24 protein-coding genes are annotated in these 25,152 nt (G+C 68.5%); 6 read left to right on the top strand and 18 right to left on the bottom strand.

What is annotated here, in order from left to right; all coding sequences use genetic code 11:
- Positions 1 to 11: 11 nt before the first annotated feature.
- From ACYQ6W_RS00690 to ACYQ6W_RS00680, 3 genes are read right to left on the bottom strand one after another with little or no spacing between them, the layout of a single operon-like run.
- Positions 12 to 851 (bottom strand): amidohydrolase family protein, encoded by an 840-nt coding sequence (locus ACYQ6W_RS00690; RefSeq protein WP_459672915.1) that lies wholly within the window; start codon positions 849 to 851, stop codon positions 12 to 14.
- Positions 852 to 855: 4 nt separating this feature from the next.
- The gene (locus tag ACYQ6W_RS00685) at positions 856 to 1,920 is read right to left on the bottom strand and encodes an aldo/keto reductase (protein WP_459672914.1); all 1,065 of its coding nucleotides are present in this window, start codon (positions 1,918 to 1,920) and stop codon (positions 856 to 858) included.
- Positions 1,921 to 1,952: 32 nt separating this feature from the next.
- Positions 1,953 to 3,062 (bottom strand): iron-containing alcohol dehydrogenase, encoded by a 1,110-nt coding sequence (locus ACYQ6W_RS00680; protein WP_459672913.1) that lies wholly within the window; start codon positions 3,060 to 3,062, stop codon positions 1,953 to 1,955.
- A gap of 185 nt (positions 3,063 to 3,247) precedes the next feature.
- On the opposite strand from ACYQ6W_RS00680, the gene ACYQ6W_RS00675 reads away from it, so the two are divergent.
- Together ACYQ6W_RS00675 and ACYQ6W_RS00670 are read left to right on the top strand one after the other, a co-directional pair.
- A complete protein-coding gene (locus ACYQ6W_RS00675) occupies positions 3,248 to 5,074 on the top strand; it encodes a HAMP domain-containing methyl-accepting chemotaxis protein (protein ID WP_459672912.1) in 1,827 nt (608 codons plus the stop codon).
- A 177-nt stretch (positions 5,075 to 5,251) separates the two neighbouring features.
- Positions 5,252 to 6,172 (top strand): NAD-dependent epimerase/dehydratase family protein, encoded by a 921-nt coding sequence (locus ACYQ6W_RS00670; protein ID WP_459672910.1) that lies wholly within the window; start codon positions 5,252 to 5,254, stop codon positions 6,170 to 6,172.
- Between the two features lie 5 nt (positions 6,173 to 6,177).
- Here the strand turns inward: ACYQ6W_RS00670 and poxB are convergent, their stop codons facing one another.
- Both poxB and ACYQ6W_RS00660 read right to left on the bottom strand, forming a co-directional pair.
- Positions 6,178 to 7,914: a ubiquinone-dependent pyruvate dehydrogenase gene (poxB, locus tag ACYQ6W_RS00665; protein WP_459672908.1), complete on the bottom strand. Its 1,737-nt coding sequence runs from the start codon at positions 7,912 to 7,914 to the stop codon at positions 6,178 to 6,180.
- Between the two features lie 103 nt (positions 7,915 to 8,017).
- Positions 8,018 to 8,716 (bottom strand): pirin family protein, encoded by a 699-nt coding sequence (locus tag ACYQ6W_RS00660; RefSeq protein ID WP_459672906.1) that lies wholly within the window; start codon positions 8,714 to 8,716, stop codon positions 8,018 to 8,020.
- Positions 8,717 to 8,837: 121 nt separating this feature from the next.
- Between ACYQ6W_RS00660 and ACYQ6W_RS00655 the strand changes: the two genes are divergently transcribed.
- The 4 genes from ACYQ6W_RS00655 to kch all read left to right on the top strand — a co-directional run bounded on the left by ACYQ6W_RS00655 (position 8,838) and on the right by kch (position 13,190).
- On the top strand, positions 8,838 to 9,767 hold the full coding sequence (locus ACYQ6W_RS00655; RefSeq protein ID WP_459672904.1) for a LysR family transcriptional regulator: 930 nt from the start codon (positions 8,838 to 8,840) through the stop codon (positions 9,765 to 9,767).
- A 64-nt stretch (positions 9,768 to 9,831) separates the two neighbouring features.
- Positions 9,832 to 10,863: an alcohol dehydrogenase AdhP gene (gene adhP, locus ACYQ6W_RS00650; RefSeq protein ID WP_459672903.1), complete on the top strand. Its 1,032-nt coding sequence runs from the start codon at positions 9,832 to 9,834 to the stop codon at positions 10,861 to 10,863.
- A gap of 63 nt (positions 10,864 to 10,926) precedes the next feature.
- Positions 10,927 to 11,865, top strand: coding sequence for an ROK family protein (locus ACYQ6W_RS00645; RefSeq protein WP_459672902.1), 939 nt, complete (start codon positions 10,927 to 10,929; stop codon positions 11,863 to 11,865).
- A 59-nt stretch (positions 11,866 to 11,924) separates the two neighbouring features.
- Positions 11,925 to 13,190 (top strand): voltage-gated potassium channel protein, encoded by a 1,266-nt coding sequence (gene kch, locus ACYQ6W_RS00640; RefSeq protein WP_459672901.1) that lies wholly within the window; start codon positions 11,925 to 11,927, stop codon positions 13,188 to 13,190.
- A 12-nt stretch (positions 13,191 to 13,202) separates the two neighbouring features.
- Here the strand turns inward: kch and ACYQ6W_RS00635 are convergent, their stop codons facing one another.
- The 13 genes from ACYQ6W_RS00635 to ACYQ6W_RS00575 all read right to left on the bottom strand — a co-directional run bounded on the left by ACYQ6W_RS00635 (position 13,203) and on the right by ACYQ6W_RS00575 (position 25,145).
- Positions 13,203 to 14,474 (bottom strand): DNA topoisomerase IB, encoded by a 1,272-nt coding sequence (locus ACYQ6W_RS00635; RefSeq protein WP_459672900.1) that lies wholly within the window; start codon positions 14,472 to 14,474, stop codon positions 13,203 to 13,205.
- Between the two features lie 139 nt (positions 14,475 to 14,613).
- Positions 14,614 to 14,802: a KGG domain-containing protein gene (locus ACYQ6W_RS00630; protein ID WP_459672899.1), complete on the bottom strand. Its 189-nt coding sequence runs from the start codon at positions 14,800 to 14,802 to the stop codon at positions 14,614 to 14,616.
- 121 nt (positions 14,803 to 14,923) lie between these two features.
- Positions 14,924 to 15,481 carry a zinc-dependent alcohol dehydrogenase family protein gene (locus ACYQ6W_RS00625; protein ID WP_459672898.1) on the bottom strand — a complete coding sequence of 186 codons (558 nt, stop codon included), beginning with the start codon at positions 15,479 to 15,481 and terminating at the stop codon, positions 14,924 to 14,926.
- A 6-nt stretch (positions 15,482 to 15,487) separates the two neighbouring features.
- Complete coding sequence (locus tag ACYQ6W_RS00620) at positions 15,488 to 15,937, bottom strand: alcohol dehydrogenase catalytic domain-containing protein (RefSeq protein WP_459672897.1); 450 nt, start codon at positions 15,935 to 15,937, stop codon at positions 15,488 to 15,490.
- A gap of 22 nt (positions 15,938 to 15,959) precedes the next feature.
- A complete protein-coding gene (locus tag ACYQ6W_RS00615; RefSeq protein ID WP_459672896.1) occupies positions 15,960 to 17,432 on the bottom strand; it encodes a protein adenylyltransferase SelO in 1,473 nt (490 codons plus the stop codon).
- A 23-nt stretch (positions 17,433 to 17,455) separates the two neighbouring features.
- Positions 17,456 to 18,289, bottom strand: coding sequence for a class I SAM-dependent methyltransferase (locus ACYQ6W_RS00610; RefSeq protein ID WP_459672895.1), 834 nt, complete (start codon positions 18,287 to 18,289; stop codon positions 17,456 to 17,458).
- A gap of 50 nt (positions 18,290 to 18,339) precedes the next feature.
- Positions 18,340 to 19,110 carry a cysteine hydrolase family protein gene (locus ACYQ6W_RS00605; RefSeq protein WP_459672894.1) on the bottom strand — a complete coding sequence of 257 codons (771 nt, stop codon included), beginning with the start codon at positions 19,108 to 19,110 and terminating at the stop codon, positions 18,340 to 18,342.
- On the bottom strand, positions 19,103 to 19,534 hold the full coding sequence (locus ACYQ6W_RS00600; RefSeq protein WP_459672893.1) for a cupin domain-containing protein: 432 nt from the start codon (positions 19,532 to 19,534) through the stop codon (positions 19,103 to 19,105). The genes ACYQ6W_RS00605 and ACYQ6W_RS00600 overlap by 8 nt, the downstream gene beginning before the upstream one ends.
- Positions 19,531 to 21,210 carry a CocE/NonD family hydrolase gene (locus ACYQ6W_RS00595; protein WP_459672892.1) on the bottom strand — a complete coding sequence of 560 codons (1,680 nt, stop codon included), beginning with the start codon at positions 21,208 to 21,210 and terminating at the stop codon, positions 19,531 to 19,533. Before ACYQ6W_RS00595 ends, ACYQ6W_RS00600 begins: the two co-directional genes overlap by 4 nt.
- Entirely contained in the window at positions 21,207 to 22,205 is a 999-nt protein-coding gene (locus tag ACYQ6W_RS00590) for an LLM class flavin-dependent oxidoreductase (protein ID WP_459672891.1), read from the bottom strand. Before ACYQ6W_RS00590 ends, ACYQ6W_RS00595 begins: the two co-directional genes overlap by 4 nt.
- Positions 22,202 to 22,969: an ABC transporter permease gene (locus ACYQ6W_RS00585; RefSeq protein ID WP_459672890.1), complete on the bottom strand. Its 768-nt coding sequence runs from the start codon at positions 22,967 to 22,969 to the stop codon at positions 22,202 to 22,204. The genes ACYQ6W_RS00590 and ACYQ6W_RS00585 overlap by 4 nt, the downstream gene beginning before the upstream one ends.
- A complete protein-coding gene (locus ACYQ6W_RS00580) occupies positions 22,966 to 23,748 on the bottom strand; it encodes an ABC transporter permease (RefSeq protein ID WP_459672889.1) in 783 nt (260 codons plus the stop codon). Before ACYQ6W_RS00580 ends, ACYQ6W_RS00585 begins: the two co-directional genes overlap by 4 nt.
- Positions 23,745 to 25,145, bottom strand: a complete 1,401-nt coding sequence (locus ACYQ6W_RS00575; protein WP_459672888.1) for an amidohydrolase family protein — start codon at positions 25,143 to 25,145, stop codon at positions 23,745 to 23,747. The genes ACYQ6W_RS00580 and ACYQ6W_RS00575 overlap by 4 nt, the downstream gene beginning before the upstream one ends.
- Between the last annotated feature and the right edge of the window lie 7 nt (positions 25,146 to 25,152).

Genomic DNA, 25,152 nt, shown 5'->3' with positions numbered 1-25,152 from the left:
AACGATTTTGTCTAGGGGGAGAGGGCCGCGGAAAGACGATAGAAGTGCGCGCCGTTCAGCGCGAAGATCTTTTCGAGATCGGTCGCATCATAGAGTTCGCTGAGAAGCCCGCGCGCGAGATCGACGACCTGGGCGTGGCTTGCGGCCAGCAGGCAGACCGGCCAGTCCGTGCCGAAGACCAGACGGTCCGGCCCGAAGGCCTCTGCCACATGGCGGAGGAAGGGGCGGATGCGGTCCGCCGTCCAATCGCTGCCCGCTTCCGTCACCATGCCCGAAATCTTGCACATCAGCCGCGGGTATGCAGCGAGCGCGGTGATGTTCGCCGCCCAGTCCTCGGAGAAGGGGTCGGTCATGACGGGTTTGGAGAGGTGATCGAGGATGCCCCAGAGGTCGGGCACTTCGGCCAGCACGGTGCGCATCGCCGGCAGATGCTGCGGGAAGGTCAGGATGTCGAAAGGCACGTCCTGGCGCGCAACTTCGGCGAGGCTGGCGCGGAAGCGCGGATCGAGAATGGCCGCAGGCGGATGGTCCTGCAGCAGCGGCCGCAGTCCCACCCATTTCGGCTGCGCCCGGTAATGCGCGAGACGGGCGGGGAAGTTGGCCGCCTGCATGTCGAGCCAGCCGACGACACCCGCGATGCTGTCCTCCTGCTGCGCGAGGGCCAGCAGAAAGTCGGTCTCGGCTTCGGTTTCCGCCGCCTGTACCACGATGCTGCGGTGGATGCCGGCCGCCTGCATCAGCGGGCGCAGATCATCCGGCATATAGTCCCGGTAGAGCACCGCCATCTCGGGCTTCAGCCAGCCATAGTCGCCCCGCGCGAGCTGCCAGAAATGCTGATGGGCGTCGAGCATCCCCTCAGGTACCCTTCAGCACGCGGTCGAAATCGGCCCAGATCGCCTCCGGCAGGTCGATGTCAATCCAGGCGATGTTCTGCAAAAGCTGCGGGCGGGAGCGGGCGCCGACCAGCACGGAGGTGACGGCCGGATGGCGCAGCGGGAAATGGATCGCCGCTGCCCCCAGCGGCACGCCATGCTCCTCGCAGATGTCGCGCAGCGCGTCCACCTGCGCCACGATTTCCGGCGGCGCGTCGGCATAGTTGAACTTGTGTGCGCCACGCGGAGGACCGGCCAGAATGCCGGAGTTGAACACTCCACCGATGACGAGCGCGACCTCCCGCTTCTGCGCCAGCGGCAGCAAGGTCTCTTCGGCCGTGCGGTCGAGCAGCGTATAGCGCCCGGCGAGCAGGCAGCAGTCGAGATCCGTCTCCTCCAGCGCGTCCCGGATCACCTCCCATTCATTGACGCCGAGGCCGAAGCCCGCGATGTCACCCGCCGCCTTCAGCTCCTGCAGGGCGCGGAACCCGCCACCCTTGGTCAGCGCGTTCCAGTGATGATCATGCAACGCGCCATGGGTGACGCGGCCGATGTCGTGGACGTAGAGGATGTCGAAGCGGGCGAGGCCGGTGCGCTGCTGGCTGTCGTCGTAGCTGCGCATCACGCCGTCGTAGCTGTAGTCGAAGACCTCGCGGAAGGGCAGGCCGTTGTACCAGCCTGGGTCCAGCGGGTTCTTCGGCGGTTCGGGCGGCAGCCGCCGGCCGGCCCGTTCCGTCGTCATCAGCCGCCCGACCTTGGTGGAGATCACGAAGGGTTCCGGCTTCTCGCGCAGGATGTGGCCGGTCAGGTGCTCCGACCGGGTCATGCCGTACATGGGCGCAGTGTCGAAGTAGCGGATGCCCTGTTCGAAGGCGCAGTCCAGCAATTCATAGGCCTGAGCGCGGGGCAGGGGGCCGTAGAGCCCGCCGAGCGGCGCGGTGCCGAGGCCAAGGGCCGTCACCGAAAGCCCCGTCCGCCCCAGCGGCCGCAGCGTCGTCGCATCCGGCCGCGCGGCCGCGGCCGTGTGCGGGCCAGCCTTGTCGCTCATTTGAAAGTCCGTTTCCGTTTCATGACAGGAGATCAGCGCGATTGCTGCAGGATGTCCAGATAGTCCTGCGCGCGCGCCGGGCGGGGGTTGGTGGCGTGGCAATGGTCGAGCAGCGCGGCCTCGGACACCTCCGCCATCATCGTCTCCGTGACACCGAGGGCGGCAAGGCCCGCGGGCAGCCCCAGCTCGGCGTTGAGCGCCGCGATCACCGCATCGGGCTCGCCGCCCATGATGCCTTGAAGCACCTCCCATTTCGCGCCGATGGCGGGGCGATTGAAGCGCAGCACCGCCGGCATCAGAATGGCGTTGAGCGTGCCATGATGCAGATTGAGGCTGCGAATCGCCCCCATCGGATGGGTGATGGCATGGACGGCGCCGAGGCCCTTTTGAAAGGCCATGGCGCCTTCGAAGGCGGCGACCATCATCGCCCGCCGCGCCTGCGCATCCTGGCCGTTGCGCGTCGCACGGAGGATGGCGCCGAGACCGTGGCGCAGACCATCGAGCGCGATCGCCTCCGCCGGCGGGTTGAAGCTCGGGGCCATGAAGGTCTCGAGGCAATGCGAGATCGCATCCATGCCCGTGGCGGCCGTCAGAAAGGGCGGCAGGCCGTAGGTCAGCTCCGGGTCGCAGAGGGCGATGCTGGGCAGCAGATGCGGCGACAGGATGCCGAGCTTGCGGCCTTCGGCGGTGGTGATCAGGGCGCCGCGGCCGACTTCGGAGCCGGTTCCGGCCGTCGTCGGCACCGCGATCATGGGGCAGATGCGGCCGTGGATGCGCGCGGCTCCCCCATTGATCGCCACATACTGGGCGAGCGGGCCGGGATGTCCGGTCAACAGGCGCACGCCCTTGGCGAGGTCGATGGAGGAACCGCCGCCGAGGCCGACGATGCCGTCGCAGCCCTGCGCCTGATACAGCGCGAAAGCGGCGAGCACCGCTTCTTCCGTGGGATTTCCGGGCGTCTCGTCGAAGACGGCCGCACCGGGCAGCATCTCCGCGATCCGGCCCAGGAGGCCGCTCCGCACGAGACCCGCATCGGTCGCGATGAGCGGCCGGGTGATGCCGAGGCCCGCCAGCAGCTCGGGCAACCGCCGGATCTCGCCTTCGCCGAACTCGACGCGCGTCAGATAGGTGATGGTGCTCATGCGTTTCCCCCGTTTCGGTCAGCTTGCCACCCCAGCGCGGATTTGGCGACCCGGCGGCGGCCTGGGGCCTGTCCGCCTCACGGGAACGGGATGCCGGGACATGGGCAAAAAATTAAGAGCCCGCGCTTAGGGTCCGCAGGGTCGGGCTGAAAACGGAACGATCTTCCAGCGCATAGGAGGTTTGGGTGCGGCTGCGCATGTCCCTGGGGCTGGTCATCTCGGCCTTGTTCGGCCTGCTCTTCCTCATCATCGCCGGGCAAGGCCTTTACGGCGCACTCTCGCTGCGGGCGATCGATGCGGGGACGCAGGGCATCCAGACCCTTCGCATTCCGGCGCTCACGCTTCTCGGCCAGATGAACGCGGATTTCGGCGACGTTCGCGTCGCCCAAAACGGCGCTCTCGATGTGCCGGCCGATCAGGCCGCGTCTTTCCTCGCCGCGGCGAAAGCCGCCTCCGACAAGGTGCGCGACGAGGTGACCCGCTACCGGCCGATGCTCGTGGACAAGGAGGATTTCGCTTATCTTGCGCAGATCGTGAGCGGTCTCGACACCTATGACCGGCTCTGGGGACAGGTGCAAAGCCTGACTGCGCGCAGGGACCATGGCGCTGCCATGGCGCTCTTCGATGGGGACGCTTTGGCGGCCTACAACAAGGTGGGTGACCTGATCCAGGGCGCGGTTGACGACCTGCGTCACAATGTGAGCGATGAGGGCCAAGCCAATCTCGCGCGGATCCTGGGGACCGAGCGGGCCATCTATGCCGGCCTGGCGCTCGGGGCGGTCGTGGCGCTCACCGCCATGCTGTTCTCCTCCCTCTATATCATTCGGCCTCTCAAGCGCATGACCACGGCGATGCGGGCCTTGGCAGAAGGCGATACCGAGGTCGTCATCCTGGGGGCGCGGCGGCGGGACGAAGTGGGCGCCATGGCAGCGGCGCTGCAGGTCTTCAAGGAAGGCATTCTGCGCAGCCGGGCCCTGGAGGCCGAGGCCGCAGCGGCGCGCGAGGCGGCGGCGGCCGAGCGGCAGAGGCTGCAGCAGGAGGCGGAAGCCGCGGCGCAGCAGCGCCTGTTGCAGGCGACCTCGGGCCTTGCCACCGGCCTCAAGCGCCTCGCCGGCGGTGACCTCTCCTTCAGTCTCGTCGAGCCGCTCAGCCCGGAATTCGAAGCGCTGCGCCTCGATCTGAATGCCGCGGTCGCGCAACTCGCCGAGAGCATCGCCGACGTGGCGGCCGCCGCGGATGGCATCGGCCAGGGGGCGCAGGAGGTCAATCGCAGCGCCAACGACCTGTCACGGCGGACGGAGCAGCAGGCCGCGGCGCTCGAAGAGACGGCGGCCGCCCTGCAGGAAATCACCCAGACGGTGACGGCCGCGGCGCAGAGGGTGGAGGAGGCGCGCGGCGTTGCCCGCGCGGCCAGCAGCAGCGCCGTCCATTCCGGCGAGGTGGTGCGCGAGGCGATCCAGGCGATGCAGGAGATCGAGGAGTCATCGCGCAAGATCTCCAGCATCATCGGCGTGATCGACGAGATCGCCTTCCAGACCAATCTGCTCGCACTCAATGCGGGGGTGGAGGCGGCCCGCGCCGGGGAGGCCGGGCGCGGCTTCGCCGTGGTGGCGACCGAAGTACGGGCGCTTGCGCAGCGCTCGGCCGAAGCCGCGCGCGAGATCAAGACGCTGATCAGCCGCTCCAGCGCGCAGGTGGAGAAAGGGGTGGACCTGGTGCGTGACACCGGCCAGGCCCTGGAAACCATCCAGGAGCACGTTCAGTCGATCAACGCGGGCATGGAGGTGATCGCGCAATCCGCCCGCGAACAGTCCACCGGCCTCGCCGAAGTCAACACGGCCATCAGCCAGATGGACGGGGTGACGCAGAAGAACGCCGCGATGGTGGAGGAAACCAATGCCGCCTCCACGTTGCTTGCCGAGGAGAGCCGCGGTCTCGTCAAGGTGGTACGCCGCTTCACCCTCCACACCCCGCCCTCCGGCGCCTCCGCCGATCGCCGCAACGCGGCCTGACGCCTTGGCGCGCAGGGGCGCCCGGGCGTGCCGGGCCGGCCTACGCGGAATCTCTTGCCAAGGGCGCCCTTCGCCGTAAGGTCAGCCGAGAAGAAGCTCACGGCGTCGGGCTTGGACGGTCGTCACACCGCCTCCGTCGGCCGCTGCGAAGGCTTCCGCACCGGGAGGAGAAGGCCCATGACCGACCGCGAATTTCGTCGCCCCGCGACCGTCATGATCACCGGGGCGGGAGGCAATCTCGGGCAGAAGGCGGTCGAGGCGCTGGCGGCCGCGCCCTGGTGCCGCCAGATCATCGGCACGCTGCATGGCGACGAGGCGCCGCAGTTTTCAGAAACCGCTCAGGCCAAGCTGCGCCTGATCCATGCCGACCTCACGCGGCGCGAAAGCGGCTGGGAGGAGGCGATGGCGGAGTGCGATGCGGTGCTGCATTGCGCCGCCGTTCGGCCGGTTCCGGAAGCGAGCTGGCTGGAAGCGGCACTCGCCTTCGACATGATCGAGATCGTGGGCCTCGCCGCCCTTCGGCTCGGCCTGCGCCGGATGGTCTTCTTCTCCTCCAACCACGTCATGGGCGGCTACAAGGACGAACCGCTGGCGAGCCGCATCGGGCCCGGAACCCTCACGGTCGACATGCCGCCCGCCCCCGGCACGAAATGGCGCAACGGCACGATCGTTAACGATTCCACGCCCTATGCGGCCTCGAAGCTGATCGGCGAGCGGGCGATGGCGGCCCTCGCGCGCGACGCAGGCAGCCAGCTCACCACCGTCACCATTCGCATCGGCTGGTGCCAGCCGGGTGAGAACCGCCCAGAGACGCTCAACATCTCGGGCTCGCCGGGTCTTGTCGGCGCGCCGCCGACCGATCCCGAAGACCAGCGCACGCTGCGCTGGTACCGGGGCATGTGGCTCTCAAACCATGACTTCTGCAGGCTGGTGCGCAATAGCCTCAGTGCCGATCCCGCCGGCTGGCCTGGCCCCGCCATTCTCGTCCATGGCATGTCGCGCAACCGCGACATGCCATGGAGCCTGACGGAAGCCGAAACCTGGCTCGACTACGCGCCGGAGGACGATGTCTACGCCACCATCCCCCATCCCGGCTGAAAGGGTCAGCGCGCCAGCAGATTGGTCTTGGCGACGTCCATCACCTCGTCGCCCTTGCCGCTGAGGATGGCGCGCAGCACCCAGAGGCTGAAGCCCTTGGCCTGTTCCGCGTGGATCGCAGGCGGCATCGAAAGCTCCTGGGTTGCCGTCACCACGTCCAGCACGGCCGGGCCGTCATGCGCGAGCATGTCGGCGATCGCCTGCGGCAGTTCGCCCGGGTCTTCCACGCGCTGGGCGTGAAGGCCCATCGCCCGCGCCATGGCGGCAAAATCCGGGTTTTCGAGTGAGACGCCGGTATCGACGAAGCCGCTCGCCTTCATCTCCATGGCGACGAAGCCGAGGATGCCGTTGTTGAAGATCACCACCTTCAGCGGCAGCTTCTGCTGCGTCAGGGTGATGAGATCCCCCATCAGCATGGTAAAGCCGCCGTCGCCGGACAGCGAGATGACCTGTCGACCTGGCTGCGCTGCCTGGATGCCGATGCCATGCGCCATGGCATTGGCCATGGACCCGTGCACCCAGGAACCGATGAGCCGGCGACGGCCGTTCATCTTAAGGTAACGCGCAGACCAGATGACGGGCGTGCCGACATCGGCGGTGAAGACCGCATCCTCCGCCGCTGCCTCGCTGATCATGCGCGCGAGATACTGCGGATGGATCGGCTTGCGGCCCGGCGTGCCTTGCGCCAGCTCGTCCAGCCCGTCACGCGCCTTCTTGTAATGGGCGAGGCTTGCATCCAGGAATTTCCGATCCGTCTTCGTCTGCAACTGCGGCAGCAGCGCGCGGATCGTCTCGCCCACATCGCCCACCAGCCCGATGTCGATCTTGGTGCGGCGGCCGAGATTTTCCGGCCGGATGTCCACCTGCGCCACGCGGGCATGGCTCGGCAGGAACTGCTTGTAGGGGAAATCCGTCCCCAGCATCAGCAGAACCTCGGTCTCCTTGATCGCGGCATAGCCGGAGGCGAAGCCGATGAAGCCGGTCATGCCGACATCGTAAGGATTGTCGTATTCCACATGGTCCTTGCCGCCGAGCGCATGGACGATGGGGCTCTTCAGGGTTTCGGCAAGCCGCATCAGCGGCTCATGCGCGCCGGCGCAGCCGCGGCCGCAGAAGAGGGTCACCTTGTCGGCGGCGTTGAGCAGGCTCGCGAGACGGGCAAGCTCGGCGGGCGGCGGCGTGACGATGGGGGCGGCGGGCAGCAGCGCCGCCTGCGGCGTGGGCGCGCGCTCCGGCGCGGGCTTCAAGGCGACGTCGCCGGGAATGACGATGACGGCGACACCGCGCAGGCCCACGGCCGCGCGGATCGCGTTTTCCAGAACGAAGGGCATCTGGCTGGGGTCGGACACCATTTCGCAATAATGGCTGCATTCCCGGAACAGGTTTTCGGGATGCGTTTCCTGGAAATAGCCGCCACCGATTTCCCCCGAGGGAATGTGCGCGGCGATCGCCAGCACCGGCGTGCGGCTGCGATGCGCGTCGAAGAGTCCGTTGATGAGGTGCAGGTTGCCCGGTCCGCAGGAACCCGCGCAGACGGCGAGTTCGCCGGTCACCTGCGCCGCCCCGGCGGCGGCGAAGGCGGCGACTTCCTCGTGCCGCACATGCACCCATTCAATGCCGCCATGGCGGCGCAGCGAGTCCGTCAATCCGTTCAGGCTGTCGCCCACCACCCCGAAGATGCGCTGCACCCCGGCGATGCCGAGGGTTTCGACGATGAGGTCGGCGACAGTCTTTCCGGCCATGACAGGCATCCTTCAGCGGTGAATGGTGCGGCGCAGCTTAAAGAGAACGAGATCGAAAGAAAGGTGGCGGAGGGGCTGCAACAGGCCCCTCCGCTTCACGATTTCAGGCGGCGTCGACCAGCACCACCTCGGCATCCTCCACACCCGTGAAGGTCAGTTCGGCCTCCCCGGTGACGGCCGCGCCGTCGCGTGCGCCAAGCGCCGTGCCGTTCACCGTCACCGCGCCGCGGGCGAGAACGAGATAGGCGTGGCGGCTGGGGTCGAGCGGCAGGGTCACCGTCTCGCCAGCCTTCACCGTCGCACCCATCACCCGGGCATTGGCGCGGATGGGCAGGGCATCCGTATCGCCCGCCACGCCGCTCGCCAGCGTCACGAAGCGGCCGGAGCGCTCGTCCTTCGGGAAGGGCCGCGCGCCCCAAGAGGGCGTGCCGCCGCGCGTCTCGGGCATGATCCAGATCTGGAAAATTCGCGTGGTCTCCGCTTCCTCGTTCCATTCGGAGTGGCGGATGCCGCTGCCCGCCGACATCACCTGCACGTCGCCCGCCTCCGTGCGGCCGGCATTGCCCAGGCTGTCCTTGTGGGTGATGGCGCCATCCCGAACATAGGTGATGATCTCCATGTCGGCATGGGGATGCGGCGGGAAGCCCGTACCGGCGGCAATCTCATCGTCGTTCCACACGCGGATCGCGCCCCAGTTCATCCGCTCCGGGTCGTAGTAGTTGGCGAAGGAGAAGTGATGCTTCGCATTGAGCCAGCCGTGGTTCGCGCCACCCAGTTTCTTGAAGGGTCTGACGTCGATCATTGGAAAAACCTCCTGAAGAGGGGGACACCGTCGTCCCGTCCTTGAGCGGGAAGATGGACCTGGACATCTCCGCGATAAATAGAAAAGATAGAAGCTTATCCTTTCCGTTTTAGTGGTTTGCATGAGCCTGCCCGATCTCGAAGCCTGGGCGATCTTCGCGAAAGTCGCCGAAACCGGTTCCTTCGCCGGCGCCGCTGCGGATCTCGGCCTCTCGGGCCCCACCATCTCCAAGGCAGTGGCCCGGCTGGAAGCGCGGTTCGGGGAAAAGCTGATCCACCGCACCTCCCGCCGTTTCGCATTGACTGAAACCGGCCGCGTGCTCGCCGTGCGTGCCGCGCAGATCCTGGCCGAGGGCGAGGCGGTGGAGGCCGAGGCGCAGGCGAAATCGGCGGCACCGCGCGGCCGCCTGCGTGTCGCAGCACCCATGTCCTTCGGCCTCCGCCACGTCGCGCCCGCGCTCCCCGATTTTCTCGCGGCCTATCCCGAAGTCGCGGTCGATCTGCATCTCGAGGATCGGCTGGTCGATCTCGTGGCGGGCGGGATCGACATCGCGCTGCGCATTGCGCGGCTCGGGGATTCGGGCCTCATCGCCCGCCGCCTCTGCCCCGTGCGGCGCTATGTCGTGGGTGCCCCGGCCTATTTCCAGCGCCACGGCATGCCCACCCGGCCGCGCGATCTCGCGGGCCACCGCTGCTTCGGCTACGCCCATCTCGCGAGCGGCAATAGCTGGCACTTCCGCCATCCGACGGAGGGGGAGGAGACCGTCTCCGTCACGCCGCGGTTGAGCGCGAACAACGCCGAAGCGCTCACCGCCGCACTGGAAGCGGGCGAGGGCATCGCCCTGCAGCCCGATTTCATCGTCTGGGAAGCGCTCGCCGCGGGGCGCCTGATCGCTGTGATGACGGCGTGGGAAAGCCCGGAGTTGGCACTGCATCTGGTGACGCCGGCAGGCGGCCCGCGCCCGGCGCGCACCCGCGCCATGATGGATTTCCTCGTCGCGCGCTTCGCGACCGGCGCCGCGCCCTGGACGCGACAAGCGACCTCTCTTTGATTTCGGTCAAAGCGGCGGCCAGGCGTGGGGTGCAGGGTCTCCCCGACATTTGGGGAGAGGGACGATGGTCCAGACAATGAAGGCTGCGGTTGTCCGCGCATTCGGCCAGCCGCTCGCGATCGAAGACGTGCCGGTGCCGACGCCGGGCCCCGGCCAGCTTCTGGTGAAGGTCATGGCCTGTGGCGTCTGCCATACCGATCTGCATGCGGCCGAAGGCGATTGGCCGGTCAAGCCCAAGCCGCCCTTCATTCCGGGGCATGAAGTCGCCGGCATCGTTGTCGGCATGGGCCCCGACGTCACGGGCTTTCGCGAAGGTGATGCGGTGGGCATCGCCTGGCTGCACGATGCCTGCCTCGCCTGCGAATATTGCGAGAGCGGATGGGAGACTTTGTGCGAGCACCAGCACAACACCGGCTATAGCTGCGATGGCGGCTTCGCCGAATATGCGATCGCTTCGGCGGCTTTCGCGGCGCGCCTGCCGGCGGGCGTGGATTTCGCCAAGATCTCGCCCATCCTCTGCGCCGGGGTCACCACCTACAAGGGTCTGAAGGAAACCGAGGCGCGCCCCGGCCAGTGGGTGACCATTGCGGGTGTCGGTGGCCTCGGCCACGTCGCCATTCAATATGCCAAGGCGATGGGCCTGCACGTCGCGGCCCTGGACGTGACCGAGGACAAGCTGGCACTGGCGCGCGCCAGCGGCGCGGATGTCGCGGTGAATGCGCTGAGCGAAACGGCCGCGGCCGAGGTGGTGAAGGCTACCGGCGGCGGCGCCCATGGCGTGCTCGTCACCGCCGTCTCGCCGCCCGCTTTCGCCCAGGCGCTGAGCCTCGTGCGGCGCGGCGGCACGGTTGCCCTGGTGGGGCTGCCGCCCGGGAATTTCCCGACGCCCATCTTCGACGTCGTGCTCAAGCGCATCACCGTGCGCGGCTCCATCGTCGGCACGCGGCGGGATTTGGACGAGGCCATCGCCTTCGCGACCGAAGGCAAGGTGCATGCCGAGATCACCCGCGCCCCGCTCACCGAGATCAATGCGATCTTCGAGCGCATGAAGGCGGGCAAGATCGACGGCCGCATGGTGTTGGACTTCACTGTCTGACTTCCGGCCCCGCCGCGGCCGCTGCATGATGGGGCTCGTCTCGCGTGATTGGATGAGCCTCGGATGCAGCCGGACCTGTCGAAGAAGAGCCCCCGCCTGGCCTTGGGCGTGGATATCGGGGGCTCTTCTGTCAAGCTCGGTCTGGTGACGGCAGCGGGCACGGTCACGGCCCGCCAAGCCATCCCTTTCGACCCGTCCTGGTCATTCGAGGCCTGCGCCGAGGCGATCGGCGATGCGGCGGCGCGGCTCGCGGAAGGGCAGGGCATGGCCGCCATCGGCCTCGGCCTGCCCGCCTATCCGCACCCCGAGACCGGCGCGCTGGTGGCGCCCGTGCCCAATGTTCCGCCGCTGCACCGCGGCTCGCTCAAGGCCGCGCTGGCGGCGCGGTTCGGCCTGCCGGTCCATGTCGGGAATGACGGGGTCTGCGCCACGCTGGCCGAACGCGACTTCGGCGCCGGCCGCGCTTTCCGCCGCTTCGCCCTGCTGACGCTCGGCACCGGGATCGGTGGCGCCCTCGTCATCGACGGGCGGCTGATCGACGGGCCGCACGGCCTACCGCCGGAGATCGGCGCCATTTGCCTCGATCCGTCGCGCACCGACGTGCCGGATGGGGTGCCCGGCGCCTTCGAGTATCTCGCGAGCGCTGCGGCGCTCGCGCGCCGCTACCGCGCACTGTCCGGTGACGAGTCCGTCACCGAAGCGCGGCAGGTGGTGGCGCGGGCCGAGGCGGGGGAGCCGCTTGCCCTCCAGGTGATGGATGAAGAGGGACGCTGGATCGCCCAGGTCGTCGGCATGATGTCGAACCTGCTCAATCTCGAAGCGGTACTCCTCGGTGGCGGCCTGTCCCATGCGGGGCAGACGCTGCTGGCGCCGGTGCTGCGGCACGCACCGCGCTTCTACTGGGCCCCTTTCCACCGGCCGCCCCGCATCCTGCTCGCGGCCCACCGCAACGACGCCGGCATCATCGGCGCGGCCGCCCTATGCTTCGCAGCCGCGGGTTGAACGGCCTGTGAGCACCCGGCTGCTCGTCATCCGGCGTCGCCTCGGCTAGTCAGAAGGGCATGCAGGTCGCGCCCGCCCTTCATCGGTTCCTGAGTTTTCCCCGCAGCCGCGCCCGCTTGCGCCGCTTGTATCACCGTGGCCGGCTCGATCTCTGGTTCCCGCAACTGCCGCTCGCACTGGCCGTCGGCGTCGCAGGTGGTCTGGCGCTTCTCCCCGCCGTCACCCGCTATCTCGACGAATATCTGCACCTGCAGTTCGCCGGCCTCACCAGCTCCCTGCATCCTCTCGCGGCGAGCGTGCCGGAGCTGATCCTCAAGGGCGTGCCGAATGCCGTGATCGGCGCGGTGCAGCTGCTGGTCGCGATCGGCCTGGTGCTGCGCTCGCGCTTCGCCTGGGTGACGGCGCTTCTGATGACGCTGGCGCAGGTTGCCATCGCCATCGGCTACAACCACCAGCCGGTCTTCTCGCCGGACGTGCTCTACGTCATCGCGCTGTTCCTGGCGCTGATGGTCTCGGGCAGCGCCTTTACCCGCTCCTCCGTCACGGCGAGCACGCTCTTCGCCTTTGCCGCCACCATGCTGCTGCTCGCCTATGGCGTGCTCGGCTCGCTCTTCCTCGGCCAGGGCTTCTCCCCGCCGATCAACGACCTGCAGCAGGCGGTCTACTTCACCGTCGTGACCATGAGCACGGTGGGCTATGGCGATATCCTGCCCAAGAGCGACGATGCCAGGCTCTTCGTGGTGTCGCTCATCGTGGTCGGCATCACGGTCTTCGTCACCTCGCTGTCCGCCCTCGTCGGCCCCATCGTGCAGGGCCGCCTGTCGCATATCCTCGAACCCAGAGGGGCCAAGAAAATGCGCCGCGTCGATCATTACATCATCGCCGGCACCGGGGCGCTTGCCCGCAATACGGCGCGCGAACTGGTGCAGCGCGGCTATGGCGTCGTCGTCATCACGGATGACGACGGGGCGCGGGTGGACGGGGCCGAGATGGAGCTGGGCGACCCGACCGATCTCGACGTGCTGCGCCGCGCCGGGGCGGAGAACGCCCGGGCCGTCCTCGCGCTCACCGAGGACGATGCCGAAAACGCCTTCGTCGTCCTCGCGCTCAAGGATCTCGACAGCCCGGCGCGCAAGATCGCGGCGGTGAACGCGCGCAAGAACATGGATCGGGTGCGCCGGGTGCAGCCGGACATGATCATGGCGCCGAACGTCTTCGGGGGGGAGGTGCTGGCCATGGCGTTGACCGAGGAGAAGATCGACGGCCAGATGCTGATGGACCGCTATCTCGACGTCTCCTCCGTGGGCCGCAAGGGTGGCAACTGAGGCGAGGCGCCGTCAGGCGGAGGCCCGTGGCGCGGCGCCTGCCGCCGACGCCGCGGCCACGGCACGGGCGGCTGCCTTCGCCTTTGCCGTGCGACCGCCCGGCGCTTTCGCGGCTTTCGCCGCCGCCGCTGCCGCTTCCGGCTGGGCCGTGCCACGTGCGAGCCGCTGCGTCAGGAAGGCAGTGATGGCCGCCTCTTCCGGCTTGAGCCGGCCGATGCCCTGGGTCAACTCCTCGGTCGCCCGGGTCTTCAGCGTTTCGAGGAGGGAGCCGTCCAGGTAGCCGTCGAAGACGGCGGGGTGGATGTAGCATTTGCGGCAGATGGCGGGCGTATTGCCGAGCAGTTTGGAGACCGCTTCGATCGCCTGCAGCATGCTCTTCTTGGGCGGCAGCGGGTCCGTCGCGACGGCCAGTTCCTGCAAAGCGAGTGCTGCGAGATTGGTGGCCGCCCAGGTGCGGAAATCCTTCGCCGTCACATCGGCACCGCTGATCTCCTGCAGGTAGCGGTTGACGTCCGAGGAGCCGATGCCGTGCGTCTCCCCGTCCTCGTCGACGAACTGGAACAGCTCCTGCCCGGGAAGGTGCTGGCATTGCCGCACGATCTTGGCGAGGCGCGCATCCTCGAGATCGATGTGATGGGTGATGCCGTGCTTGCCGCGAAAGTCGAGAAGGATTGAACGGCCGCGCACCCGTACGTGGCGGTTGCGTAGCGTCGTCAGGCCGAAGCTCTTGTTGGTTTGGGCATACTCTTCGTTGCCCACACGCATGAGCGTGGTTTCCAGCAGGCGGACCACGGCGGCGAGAACCTTCTCCCGCGGCAGGCCGGGCCGAGCCAGATCGGCTTCGACCTGATGCCTGATCTTCGGCAGCACCTTCGCGAACAGCATCATATGTCCGAACTTCGCCTCGTCCCGCACGGCGCGCCAGCGGGGGTGATAGCGGTACTGCCGCCGCCCCCGCGCGTCTCGCCCGGTTGCCTGAAGGTGCCCGTCGGGATCGCTGCAGATCCAGACGTCGGTGTAGGCGGGCGGCACGGCGAGCTTGCGGATGCGGTCCAGCGTCGCCGCATCCTTGACCGGGCGACCGTCCGGATAGCGGTAGGTGAAGGACTTTTCGCGGCGGCCGGCGAGCCGGCTGATGCCAGGCGTGCCGTCGTTCACGTAGGTGAGCTGCGCTTCCTTGGCGGCGATTTCCGGCACGGCACTGAGGCGCTGAAGGCGGATGATCTGCCGCTCGCGGGTGGCCGGTCGTTTCGGGCGGGGAGAGGAGCTGGATTGATCGGGCATAGGCCGCAGATGGGAGGCCGCGTTGCCAAGACAATGGTCCGGTATCGGCACGAATTGGTGACGGCGCGCCGGGCCCCGAACATGCGTCGGGGGAGCCGCGATGCGGCTCCCCCTGTGTCGGTCATCGAGAAGGCAAGCCTCAGTGGCTGGAATGGCCACCCTTCTTACCAGCGGCCGAGGCGCGCTCCCGGTCGTTGGCGAAGTTGTTCGGGTCGTTCTTCTTGCCGGAGCCCACCTGCTCCTGGCTCACGCCCTTCTGCCCGGCGGCCGACGTGCCGTGCTTGTCGTCCTGCGCGTGCTTGCTGTCGTGGGTGGAATGGTTTGCCATCATTCTTCTCCCTGTCGTGGTGCCAATCGCTTGGCCTGGTCAGGAGATCGGCGCCACCGCTTCACGCTTCAACACGAGCGCAGGGCACGAAGCCGTGCGCCACGCGGCCGTGATGATCCGGCTACCAGCTGAGCGCGATCTTCCCGAAATGGCCGGCCCCCTCCTGCGCACGGAAGGCATCGGCGATGCCTTCCAGCGGGAAGGTCTGGTCGATCACCGGCCGGATGCCCGCCTGTTCGAGGGCCGCGACATAGTCCGTCTGCTGGCGCCGGCTGCCGACGATAAGGCCCTGCAGCCTCGCCTGCTTGGCCATCAGCTGGGCCGTCGGCACCTGTCCCTCGATGCCCGTCAGCACGCCGATGAGAGAGATGTGTCCACCCACCTTTACTGCCGCGATAGACTGCGCAAGCGTGCCGGGGCCGCCCACTTCGATCACGTGGTCCACGCCCTCTCCAGCGGTCATATCCTTCACCGCCTCCGCCCAGTCCGGCGTGCTGCGGTAGTTGATCGTCGCATCCGCGCCGAGGGCGCGGGCGCGTTCCAGCTTCTCGTCGGAAGACGAGGTGAGGATGACGCGGGCGCCCATCATGCGGCCGATCTGGAGGGCCGCGATGGAGACGCCGCCCGTGCCGAGAACGAGCACGGTGTCGCCCGCCTTGAGCTTGCCGTCGCCGACCATGGCGCGTCAGGCGGTAAGGCCCGCGGTGGTGATGGTGGCGGCTTCGGGCGCCGTCCAGCCGCGCGGCGCAAGGGTGAAGGCGGTGGCCGGCCGCACCGCATAGGCGCAGGCGAAGCCGTGCGCGCCATCCCCCGGCGTGTGCTGGAAGTGGCCGACATGCCCCTGCGGCGTGCCGTCCTGCCATTGCGGAAAGAAGCAGGAGACGACGGTATCGCCCGGCTTGAACGCGACTACGCCGTCACCCACGGCTTCGACCACACCGGCGCCGTCCGCCATGAGAATGCGGCCGTCTGCCGTGGGCAAGGTGCCTTTAGCGACAAGAAGATCGTGAAAATTCAGCGAGCTGCCGTGCAGAGCGACACGGATCTCACCGGGTCCTGGCGCGCCGGGGTCGGGCAGGTCGCGGATGGCGATGCGGTCGAACCCACCAGGGGCCTGGAGAATGGCGGCTTTCATCGGGCGTCTCCTCGTCTCTCGGTCAGGTGCCGCAGAAGGTTTGCAGCACGCGCTCCTCGGGTTGCGGCGGCAAGCTGTAGGTCTCGCGCCCAGGCTGGTCCTCATAGGGCTTCGACAGAACATCCATGAAGGCGTCGAAGGGCTTGAAGTTGTGGGAGTCCACCGCCTCCACGATCACCTGTTCCATGATGTGGTTGCGGGGAATGAAGGCGGGGTTCACCGCCCGCATGGCGGCGGCGCGGCTGGCGGGGGCACCGGCTTCGGCTGCCAGGCGCTGGCGCCAGCGGGCGAGCCAACCGTCCAGAACCGGCGCCGCATCCCCGAAGAGCGCGCGAAAGGCCATCTCGCCTTCTGGCTCCTGCGCCTCCGCAAGCGCGCGGAAGGTGAGGGTGAAATCCGCACCGTGTTCGCCCATCAGCGTCAGCAGGGCATGGGCGGTGGCCGTATTCTCCTCGCCCGGCGCCAGGCCGAGCTTGGCGCAGAGCCCGTCATCATAGGTTTGCTGGAAGCGCGGCACGTAGAGTTCCAGCGCCGCCTTCGCTTCCTCGATGGCGGTGTCCTCGCTTTCTGCGAGCAGGGAGAGCAGCGCCTCTGCGAGGCGCGTGAGATTCCAGAAGCCGATATTGGGCTGGTTGCCGTAGGCGTAGCGGCCCTGATGATCGATGGAACTCAGCACGCGGCGGCTGTCATACTCGTCCATGAAGGCGCAGGGCCCGAAATCGATCGTCTCGCCGGAAATCGTCATGTTGTCGGTGTTCATCACGCCATGGATGAAGCCGATGTGCAGCCAGCGGGCGATGAGCGCGGCCTGCGCCTGGATCACGGCTTCGAGGAAGGCGCGATAGGGATTCTCCGCCTGCACCGCCTCGGGGTAGTGCCGGGCGATGGCGTAGTCGGCGAGGATGCGCACGGCTTCGGTGTCGCCGCGCGCGGCGAAGTATTGGAAGGTGCCGACGCGCAGGTGGCTGGCCGCAACGCGTGTGAAGATGGCGCCGGGCAGCATCCGTTCGCGCCGCACCCGCTCGCCCGTGGTGACGGCGGCGAGCGCGCGGGTCGTCGGCAGGCCAAGCGCCGCCATCGCCTCGCTCACCACATACTCCCGCAGAACGGGGCCGAGCGCCGCGCGCCCGTCCCCGCGCCGCGAGAAGGGGGTGGGGCCGGAGCCTTTGAGCTGGATGTCCCGCCGCCCGTGCCGGCCCACGACCTCACCGAGCAGGATGGCGCGCCCATCCCCGAGCTGGGGGGAGAAGCCGCCGAACTGATGGCCGGCATAAGCCTGGGCCAGCGGCTCTGACCCCTCGGCCACCGCATTGCCGGCGAGCACGGCGACACCCTCCGCCGTTTCCAGCGCCGTGCTGTCGATGCCGAGTTCGGCGGCGAGGGCGTGGTTGACGCGGATGAGGGCGGGGGCCGCCACCGGCTCCGGCGTCATCTTCACGTAGAAGCGTTCCGGCAGGCTGGCATAGCTGTTGTCGAAGGGAATGCGGAGGGGCATGGCGAGAACTCCGGCTCGGGTGGTCAGCCGCGCGTCGCGGTCACCACCCAGATGGCGGCCGGCAGCTTCAACCCGGCCTGCGTCACATAGGCAGCGAGGGCCTGGCGCACAACGCCGACCGCGGCCTCCCGGTAGCCAGGATGCTCGCGCAGCGCACGGGACAGGGGACCTACTTCGAGCGACAGCGCCAGGGTCTGGTCGAGATCCCCGGCGCCGATTTCGGTGTCAAAGGGGCTGACGGCCACATCCGTGAAGCCTGCCTCGCCCAGGATGTTCCGCACGCGGGCGGCATCGGCGAAGGCGAAGGGGCCGGGGGCGAGGGGATCGCTCGGTGCCAGCGGCGGCAGGATGGGCTTCGCGGCCTCCAGCGGCACACGCTGCCAGCCATTCTCGGCGAGCGTCCGCCAGCAGACGAAGGCGAGGCGCCCCTGGGGCTTGAGGCTGCGCCGGACATTGGCGAAGGCGGCGACGGGATCGGCGAAGAACATCACGCCGAAGCGGGAGAAGGCGCCATCGAAGCGGCTCTCGCCGATGTCCGCGGTCTGCACGTCCGCGGTCTGCACTTCGGCCGCGGCCCCGGCCTCGGCGATGCGGCGGCGGGCGACGGCCAGCATGGGTTCGGAGATGTCGAGGCCGAGGACATGGCCTGTGGCGCCGGCCGCTTGGGCGAGGGCGAGGGTCGTGGCGCCCGCGCCGCAGCCGATGTCGAGAAGGGTTTCGCCGGGCCGGGGTGCGAGGGCGGCGAGCCCCGCCGCACCCAAGGGGGCCAGCTGCCGGTCGAGCTGGCCTTGCAGCGTCGCCCAGGTCTGCCCGACCGCGGCATTCCAGTAGTCTTTCTGCGCCTCGTTCCCGCCCATGCCGTCCTCCTCGCGTTCAGGGGCAGGAGGATGGCACGGTGCACGAGCGGTTACGAGGCAGGGCTGCCGAGCAGAGTTGTGGATTGCGCCACAAAGCCGAAGCATTGTCTCACGTTGTAGAGGGTCGCCGCGAAGCAGTAGTCGGGCGAGGTGGTGGCGCTGCAATCCTCCAGCAGGATGCAGTCATAGCCGAGGAAATTCGCGTCCTGCAGGGTGCACAGCACGCATTGGTCCACGTTCACCCCGGCGAAGAGCAGGGTGGTGACGCCGAGGTTGCGCAGGATGCTGTCGAGCTCCGTATCCCAGAAGCCGGACATGCGGAATTTCGCGACATGAATGTCGTCCGCTGCGGGGGCCAGTTCCTCCACCACTTCCGCCGACCAACTGCCTGCCTCCAGCACAGGCGCGCCTGAGCCGGGCAGCGGGTCGCCGAGCCCGATACCGGTGCCGTGCGGCTTGTAGACATGCAGCAGCGAAGGGCTGAGGTTCAGCCGGTCCGGCCGGTTGCCCCAATTCACCCAGAGCACCGGCACGCCCTCGGCCCGCAGCGCGGGCAGCAGGGCGGCGAGCGGCGCGATGGGTGCGCGCGCCGGGGTGACGTCCACCCCGATATGGCCGAGCCAGCCGGCCGGGTGGCAGAAATCGTTCTGCATGTCGATGACGAGGAGGGCGGTGCGCGCGAGATCCAGCGTCACCTGCTGCGGGGCCGCCGGGATGGTGCGGGGCTTGGCGGGCAGCGGCGCCCGGCGCAGATCGACCGCGCTCGCGCTCACCCGCCACTGGTTGCGCGGGGAGGCGCCGAGGGGGACGCCGTCAGCCATGGGCGAGGCCCCCGAGCACGGCGAGGTCTTCGGCATCGAGCGCCACCGGCGCGCCGGAACGGATGAGTTCGGCGAAGCCTTCATTCGGTGTCATAACGGTAAGACAATAAAGCTTTTTCGTACCCGTATTCTCGACGATGTGCTCGTGTCCCGGATGCAGCAGCATCGCCGAGCCGGGCTTGAGGGGCACCTCCGCGCCGCCACAGCGCGCGACGCCTTCGCCGGCGAGGACATAGAAGAACTCATCCGCGTCCGCATGGGTATTGGGCGGCGTCGCGCCGCCAGACGCGAATATTTCGATGACAAAAACGTTGCGGATGCCGTCCTTCTCCGGATCGAAGAGCACGGCGAAGTAGTTCGTGTCGCTGGGCGAAATGCGGAAGGCGCGAGCAGTCGCGACCGTTTCGGTGCTGACGGCGATCATGGGTGCAGGCTCCTCAAGGGCGCAGGGGAGAGCGCGGGGCGCAGGTCAGTGACGGGCAGATGCAGGCAGGAGGGGGCATCCGGCCCGTGGGCGAGGGAGAGGGTGATGATGCGCGCCTCCTCCATCCGCGCCGTCGCCGGTGGCGCGCCGGTGCCGGGGTTGACGGGATGGGCCGGGAAGCTGGCCCCGGCGAGCGACAGGCGCAGCCGGCGGCCCGCCGGGATGGTGGCGCAGAGCGCGCGCAGCGAGATGCGGCGCGGCTGGGCGTCCGTCGCGAGAAGCCGCGCATAGCCCTGGGTCAGCACCACCGCGCGGCCCTGGGGCGTGACTTCGGAGAGCACGGCCGAGACGTCGAAACACGGGGCATCGGCGGTGACGAAGAGATCGAGATCGACCGCGCCGACGAACAGTGCATCCTCCTCGAAGGGTGGGGAGGTGTAGCAGGCGACGTCGGCGCGTTGGTCGAGCGCCGTGCGGTCCGCCCGGCCCATCGGCGCCGCGTCATGCCCGCCGAGCGAGGGCACGGGGCGCCATGGGTCATGCACCAGATCATCCTGCGCCGCCGCCGCGCTGGGCGCGTCCAGAAGCACGCCATCGGTCACGGTCGCCGCCGCGAGCCCTCCGCTCGCGAGAGAAAGGGTGCGGGTGCCGCCCGGCCAATCCGCGAAATGCCGCCAGCCGCGCGCGGTGACGTCGAAGAGATCGAGGCCGGATTTGAGGGATGCGGCCCCTCCGGAATCCTTCAAAAAAGCATCAAACCAATCCCGCTGCAGCCGGTCGATCTCGGCATCAGCGGCATCGCCCATGTCACCGCCTGAGAGGCGCCCCCAGGGCAGGTGCGGCCAGGGGCCGACGACGAGGCGCTGCGGCTGCGCCGTCCGCGCACGGGTGGTCGCGAAACAGTCCAGCGTGCCCATCAGCATCGTGTCGTACCAGCCGCCGACATGCAGCATGGGCACGTCCATGGCCTTTCCCACCAGCGCGCCGCGCGGCGCAATGGCCTGCCAATAGGGCGCGGCCGCGTCGTCATGCTCCACCCAGTCGGCGAAATGACCCAGAGGCCGGTAGCGCCGCAGGATATCGGGGAAGGCCGGCGTGTCATCGTGCAGAGGCAGCGATTTGGCAGCGCGGGAGAGGGCGGTGAAGGCCTCTGCCTCGCCATCATGGGCGGCGCGGATCGCCGCCATCTGGATTCCCCAGCCGATGCTGTCGGCGAGGCGGAAGGCGCCGCCCTCATAGGCCCAGTCGCCATGCACGTCCCAGCCGACCATGGTGGGGCAGAGCGCGGCGAGGCAAGCGCCGCCGGCAAGCGCCAGAAGCTGTGTCATCCCCTGGTAGGAAAAGCCGTACATGCCGACGCGGCCATTGCTGCCGGGGAGGGCCGCGGCCCAGGCGACGGTTTCGGCGCCATCCGCGACCTCCGTCTCGAAGGCCATGAAGCGGCCTTGGGAGGTGCCGGTGCCCCGCACGTCCTGGATCACCACGAGATAGCCTTGCGCCGCATACCAGCGGGGATGGGCAAAGACGACGGTGGAGGCGATGCGCCGCCCATAAGGTTGGCGCATCAACAAGACCGGCCAGGGGCCGCCTTCGGCGGGACGATAGAGATCGGCATCCAGCCGCACGCCATCGGCCAAGGTGAGCGATACGGTTTCGGGACCCAGAACCCTCATCATGCAGCGAGCCTCTTCGGAAACCGCAAGCGGGGTTTCAGCTCCGTCGCGATGAGATGCAGCGAGCGCTGCACGGCATCGCTCGCCAGCCCCGGCAGTTGCGGCATGAGATCGAGCCTGTCGAGGCCGAGCAGCGCGATATGCGCGTTGAGCTGTTCCGCCACCTGATCGGGCCGGCCAACCAGGAAATCGACCTGCCGGCGCTGTTCCTCTGGCGTTTCGGCCTGCGCGGGCAGCAGGCCCTCCGCCACCGCCTGGGCGTGGTAGCCCTTGTTACCGAGCGCGCCGAAATAGAGCGCGGTCGCGTCGGCGGTGAGTGCTGCGGCCTCGGCCTCGCTTTCGGCGAGGAAGACGAGGCGCACACCGCGCACTTCGCCGCAGCCGCCGGCCGCGCGATAGCGCCGCACGAAGCGCGCCTGGGCGATGCCGATCTCGGCCTGGCCCACCACGAAGTTCAGACCTCGTTCGGCGGCCAGCGTTATGGTGTCGTCATCTCGTGCCGCCACCCAGAGTTTTCCGACCAGATCGGGCTGGGGTTGGAGAGAGAGCGGCATTTCGCCTGAGAGATGAAACAGAAGGTCGGAGAGCTGGCGGCGGAAGCGGCGCGCCTTCTCCTCCCGGCTTTCGGCGCTGCCCGGCAGGGTGGGGCCCTGGCCGATGCCGAATTCCACGCGCCCGGGTGCGAGGAGGGCGAGGGTCATCATCTCCTCCGCCGCGCGGCGCGCATCGGTCGCGAAGAGCTTCACGCCGGTGCCAAGGGTGATGCGCGGCAGGCGCGCCGCGAGATGCGCGAGGAACACTTCGGCCGCCGGCACGCGGCCGTGGAAAGCGCCCGTGCCGGGAGGCAGATGATGCTCGCCGATCCAGAGCGAGGCGAAGCCGAGAGACCCCGCAACCGCCATCTCCGCGATTGCCGTTTCCAGTACGGCGCGATCGGACAACGGGGTGGCCCCCCACATCTGGTTGAAGAGGCCGAGCGGCGGTACGGTGCCCTTCATGACAGGCCCTCCGTCGGATCGTGCGACCAGGGCATCACGCGTCGCTCCAGCAGCACCACGAGGCCAACCAGGAGCATGCTGCTGACGGTGCCCGTCAGCACCGCGGCCCAGACCTCGTCTGTTTTGTATTGCGCGCCGGCATAGACGATGAGGTAGCCGAGGCCGCGATTGGCCGCGACCCATTCGGCGACGATGGCGGCGACGAAGGCAGAGCAGGCAGAGAATCTCAGCGCGGTAAAGATGAAGGGCAGCGCCGCCGGCAACCGCACCATCCAAAGCTGCTGCCAGGCGCTGGCATCCAGGCTGTGCATCAACTCGCCGACTTCGGCCTCCGCGCTACGCAGGCCCCGCATGGCGTTGACCAGCATGGGAAGGAAGACCAGGAAGATGGCGACGAGGATCTTCGGCTCCATGCCATTGCCGAAACCGATGATGAGCGCCGGCGTGATGGCGACGATGGGTACTGACTGGGCTGCCATCGCGAGGGGCAGGACGGCGCGGCGCGTTGTCGCAGAGGCGACGAAGAGGATGGCGAGCAGCAGGCCGAGCCCATTGCCGAGGACGAGACCGATGACCGCCTCCGCTGCGGTGATACCGGCATTGCGGGCGATCAACCCGGGCTCGTTCCAGAAGACGCCGAAGACGACATCGGGCGCGGGCAGCACCAGGGGATCGACCCAGCCGAGCCCGGTTGCCGCCCACCAGAGGGTGAGAAGCGCCAGCAGCACGGCGGCAGGGCCGGCGATGCGGAGCCAACGGGTCATGCGCGGCCCTCCATCGCGGCCCAAGGCGTCGCTAGCCGCTCGACGAGGGCGACGAGGCCCGCCAGCAGCAGGGTGAGGGCAGCGGTGACGCAGACGGCGGCCCAAAGCGTCGGGATGCGGAAATACTGGCCGGAGATGACGACGAGATAGCCGAGGCCCACATTCGACCCGATCCATTCGCCGACGATGGCGTTGATGAAGCTTGCCGTCGCGGCCACGCGCAGTGCCGCGAAGAAATAGGGTGCCGCGGCTGGAAGCTCGATCATGGCCAGTCTCTGCAGGCGGCTGGCTGCGAGGCTGTGCAGCAGCTCGTGATAGCCGCGATCGGCGGCGCGCAGGCCCCGCGTCATGTTGATGAGCATCGGGAAGAAGGCGGTGATGGCGACGAGGGTGAGGATGGCCGGCAGCCCGCGCCCCATCACCAATACGATGAGCGGCGTGATGGCGATGAGAGGCACCGCCTGCGTCGCGAGGGCGAGCGGGAAGAAGCACAGGCGCAGGGTCCGCGAGAAGCTGAGCAGCACGGCGGCCAGCAGGCCGAGGACCGAGCCGATGCCGTAGCCGAGCAGCGCTTCCTCGGTCGTCGCCAGCCCGTGGCGCAGCAGTATCGCGCGGTCGCTGACCAGGGTGGCGGCGAGCTTGAGGGGGGCCGGCAGGAGGTAGTTCGGAATCAGCCCCTCCGCGCTGAGGATGGACCAGGCCGCGACGATCAGCGCGAGCAGTACCGCCGGCGGCAGGATGGCGGCCGACCATCGCCGCAGGGTGGATTGATCCCTCATGCGCGGGCGGCGCCGATGGAGCGCCAGGGGCGGCGGCCGAGATGCGCGACGCCGGCGCGGGCGGCGAGGGAGGCGGCAGCGGACCGGGAGCGTGCGCGCACGGCGCCTTCGTCCACCGTCGTCATCCGGCCGCCGCGCAAGACGATGCGGCCGTCGATCAGCACGGTCGACACCTCATGGCCGAGCGCGGAATAGACCAGCGCCGAGACCGGGTGATGTACCGGCGCGATGGCGAAATCCTCCGTCTCGAAGACCGCGATATCGGCCTTCTTGCCGATTTCGATGGAACCGATCTCGTGCTCCAGGCCGATGGCGCGTGCGCCGTCGATCGTCGCCATCTCCAGCGCCTTTTCCGCGGTGATGATCTCGGGGTTCCGGTGATGGCCCTTCTGGATGAGGGCCGCGAATTTCATCGCCTGGACCAGACTGTGATTGTTGCTGCTCGCAGGCCCGTCCGAACCGAGGCCGACAGTGATCCCGGCATCCAGCATGGTCGGGATGGGGGGCACGCCAGAGGCGAGATACATGTTGCTGCAGGGATTGTGCGAGACCCGCGCATCATGACGGCGTAACAGGTCGATGTCGCGCGCGCCGCATTGCACGCAATGGACGGCGAGCACATCCGGCCCGAGGAAGCCGATCTCGCTCAGCAACTCGGTATCCGTGCAGCGAAAGCGGCTTTGGGATTGCTCGATCTCGAAAGGGGTTTCGGCGACATGGGTGGTGATGAAGGCGCCTTCCTCGTCTGCCAGGCGGCGCGTGGCGCGCAGCGCCTCGGCGTCCAGCGCCCAGATCATGGAGGGAGCAAGGCCGACCTGCACGCGGCCGCCCGGGCGGTTATGGGCACGGATGATGGCACGTGCATCACCAAGCGCATGCTCGGCCGTTTCGATGAGCGGCACGGGCACGTCGAATTCGGCGCCGCCGGTCAGGAACCCGCGGCAGACGCGGCCGCGGATGCCACTCGCCTCGAAGGCCTCGATCACCGGCTGGGTGAGACCCGGCCGGGGATGCGCATACATGAAGTCGACGAGGGCGGTGACGCCGCCGCGGATGTTCTCGACGCAGCCGTGCAGGGCGGCGGCGGCGACATCCTCCACCGTCAGCTCCACCGCCGCAGGGCCGGTCATGCAGGTGAACCAGTCCTTCAGCATGCGATCATCCCCCAGACCCTTGAGCAGGGTCTGGAAGAGATGCGTATGCGTATTCACCATCCCGGGGACGACGATGCGATCGCGGCAGTCGATGATCTCCGCCCCCGGCTCCTGCGCGGCGAGTTGCGCCCGCGTGCCGATGGCGGCGATTCTGTCCCCACGCACGAGGATGCTGGCCTGCTCCAGCACGTCCCGTGCGGGATTCATGGTGACGACCCAGCCGTCCGCGAGGATGATGCTCATGGTCCCG

Source organism: Acidisoma sp. 7E03, assembly GCF_054665075.1.
Note: the sequence above shows the minus strand (reverse complement) of the source record. Positions and strands in the feature narration are given on the sequence as shown.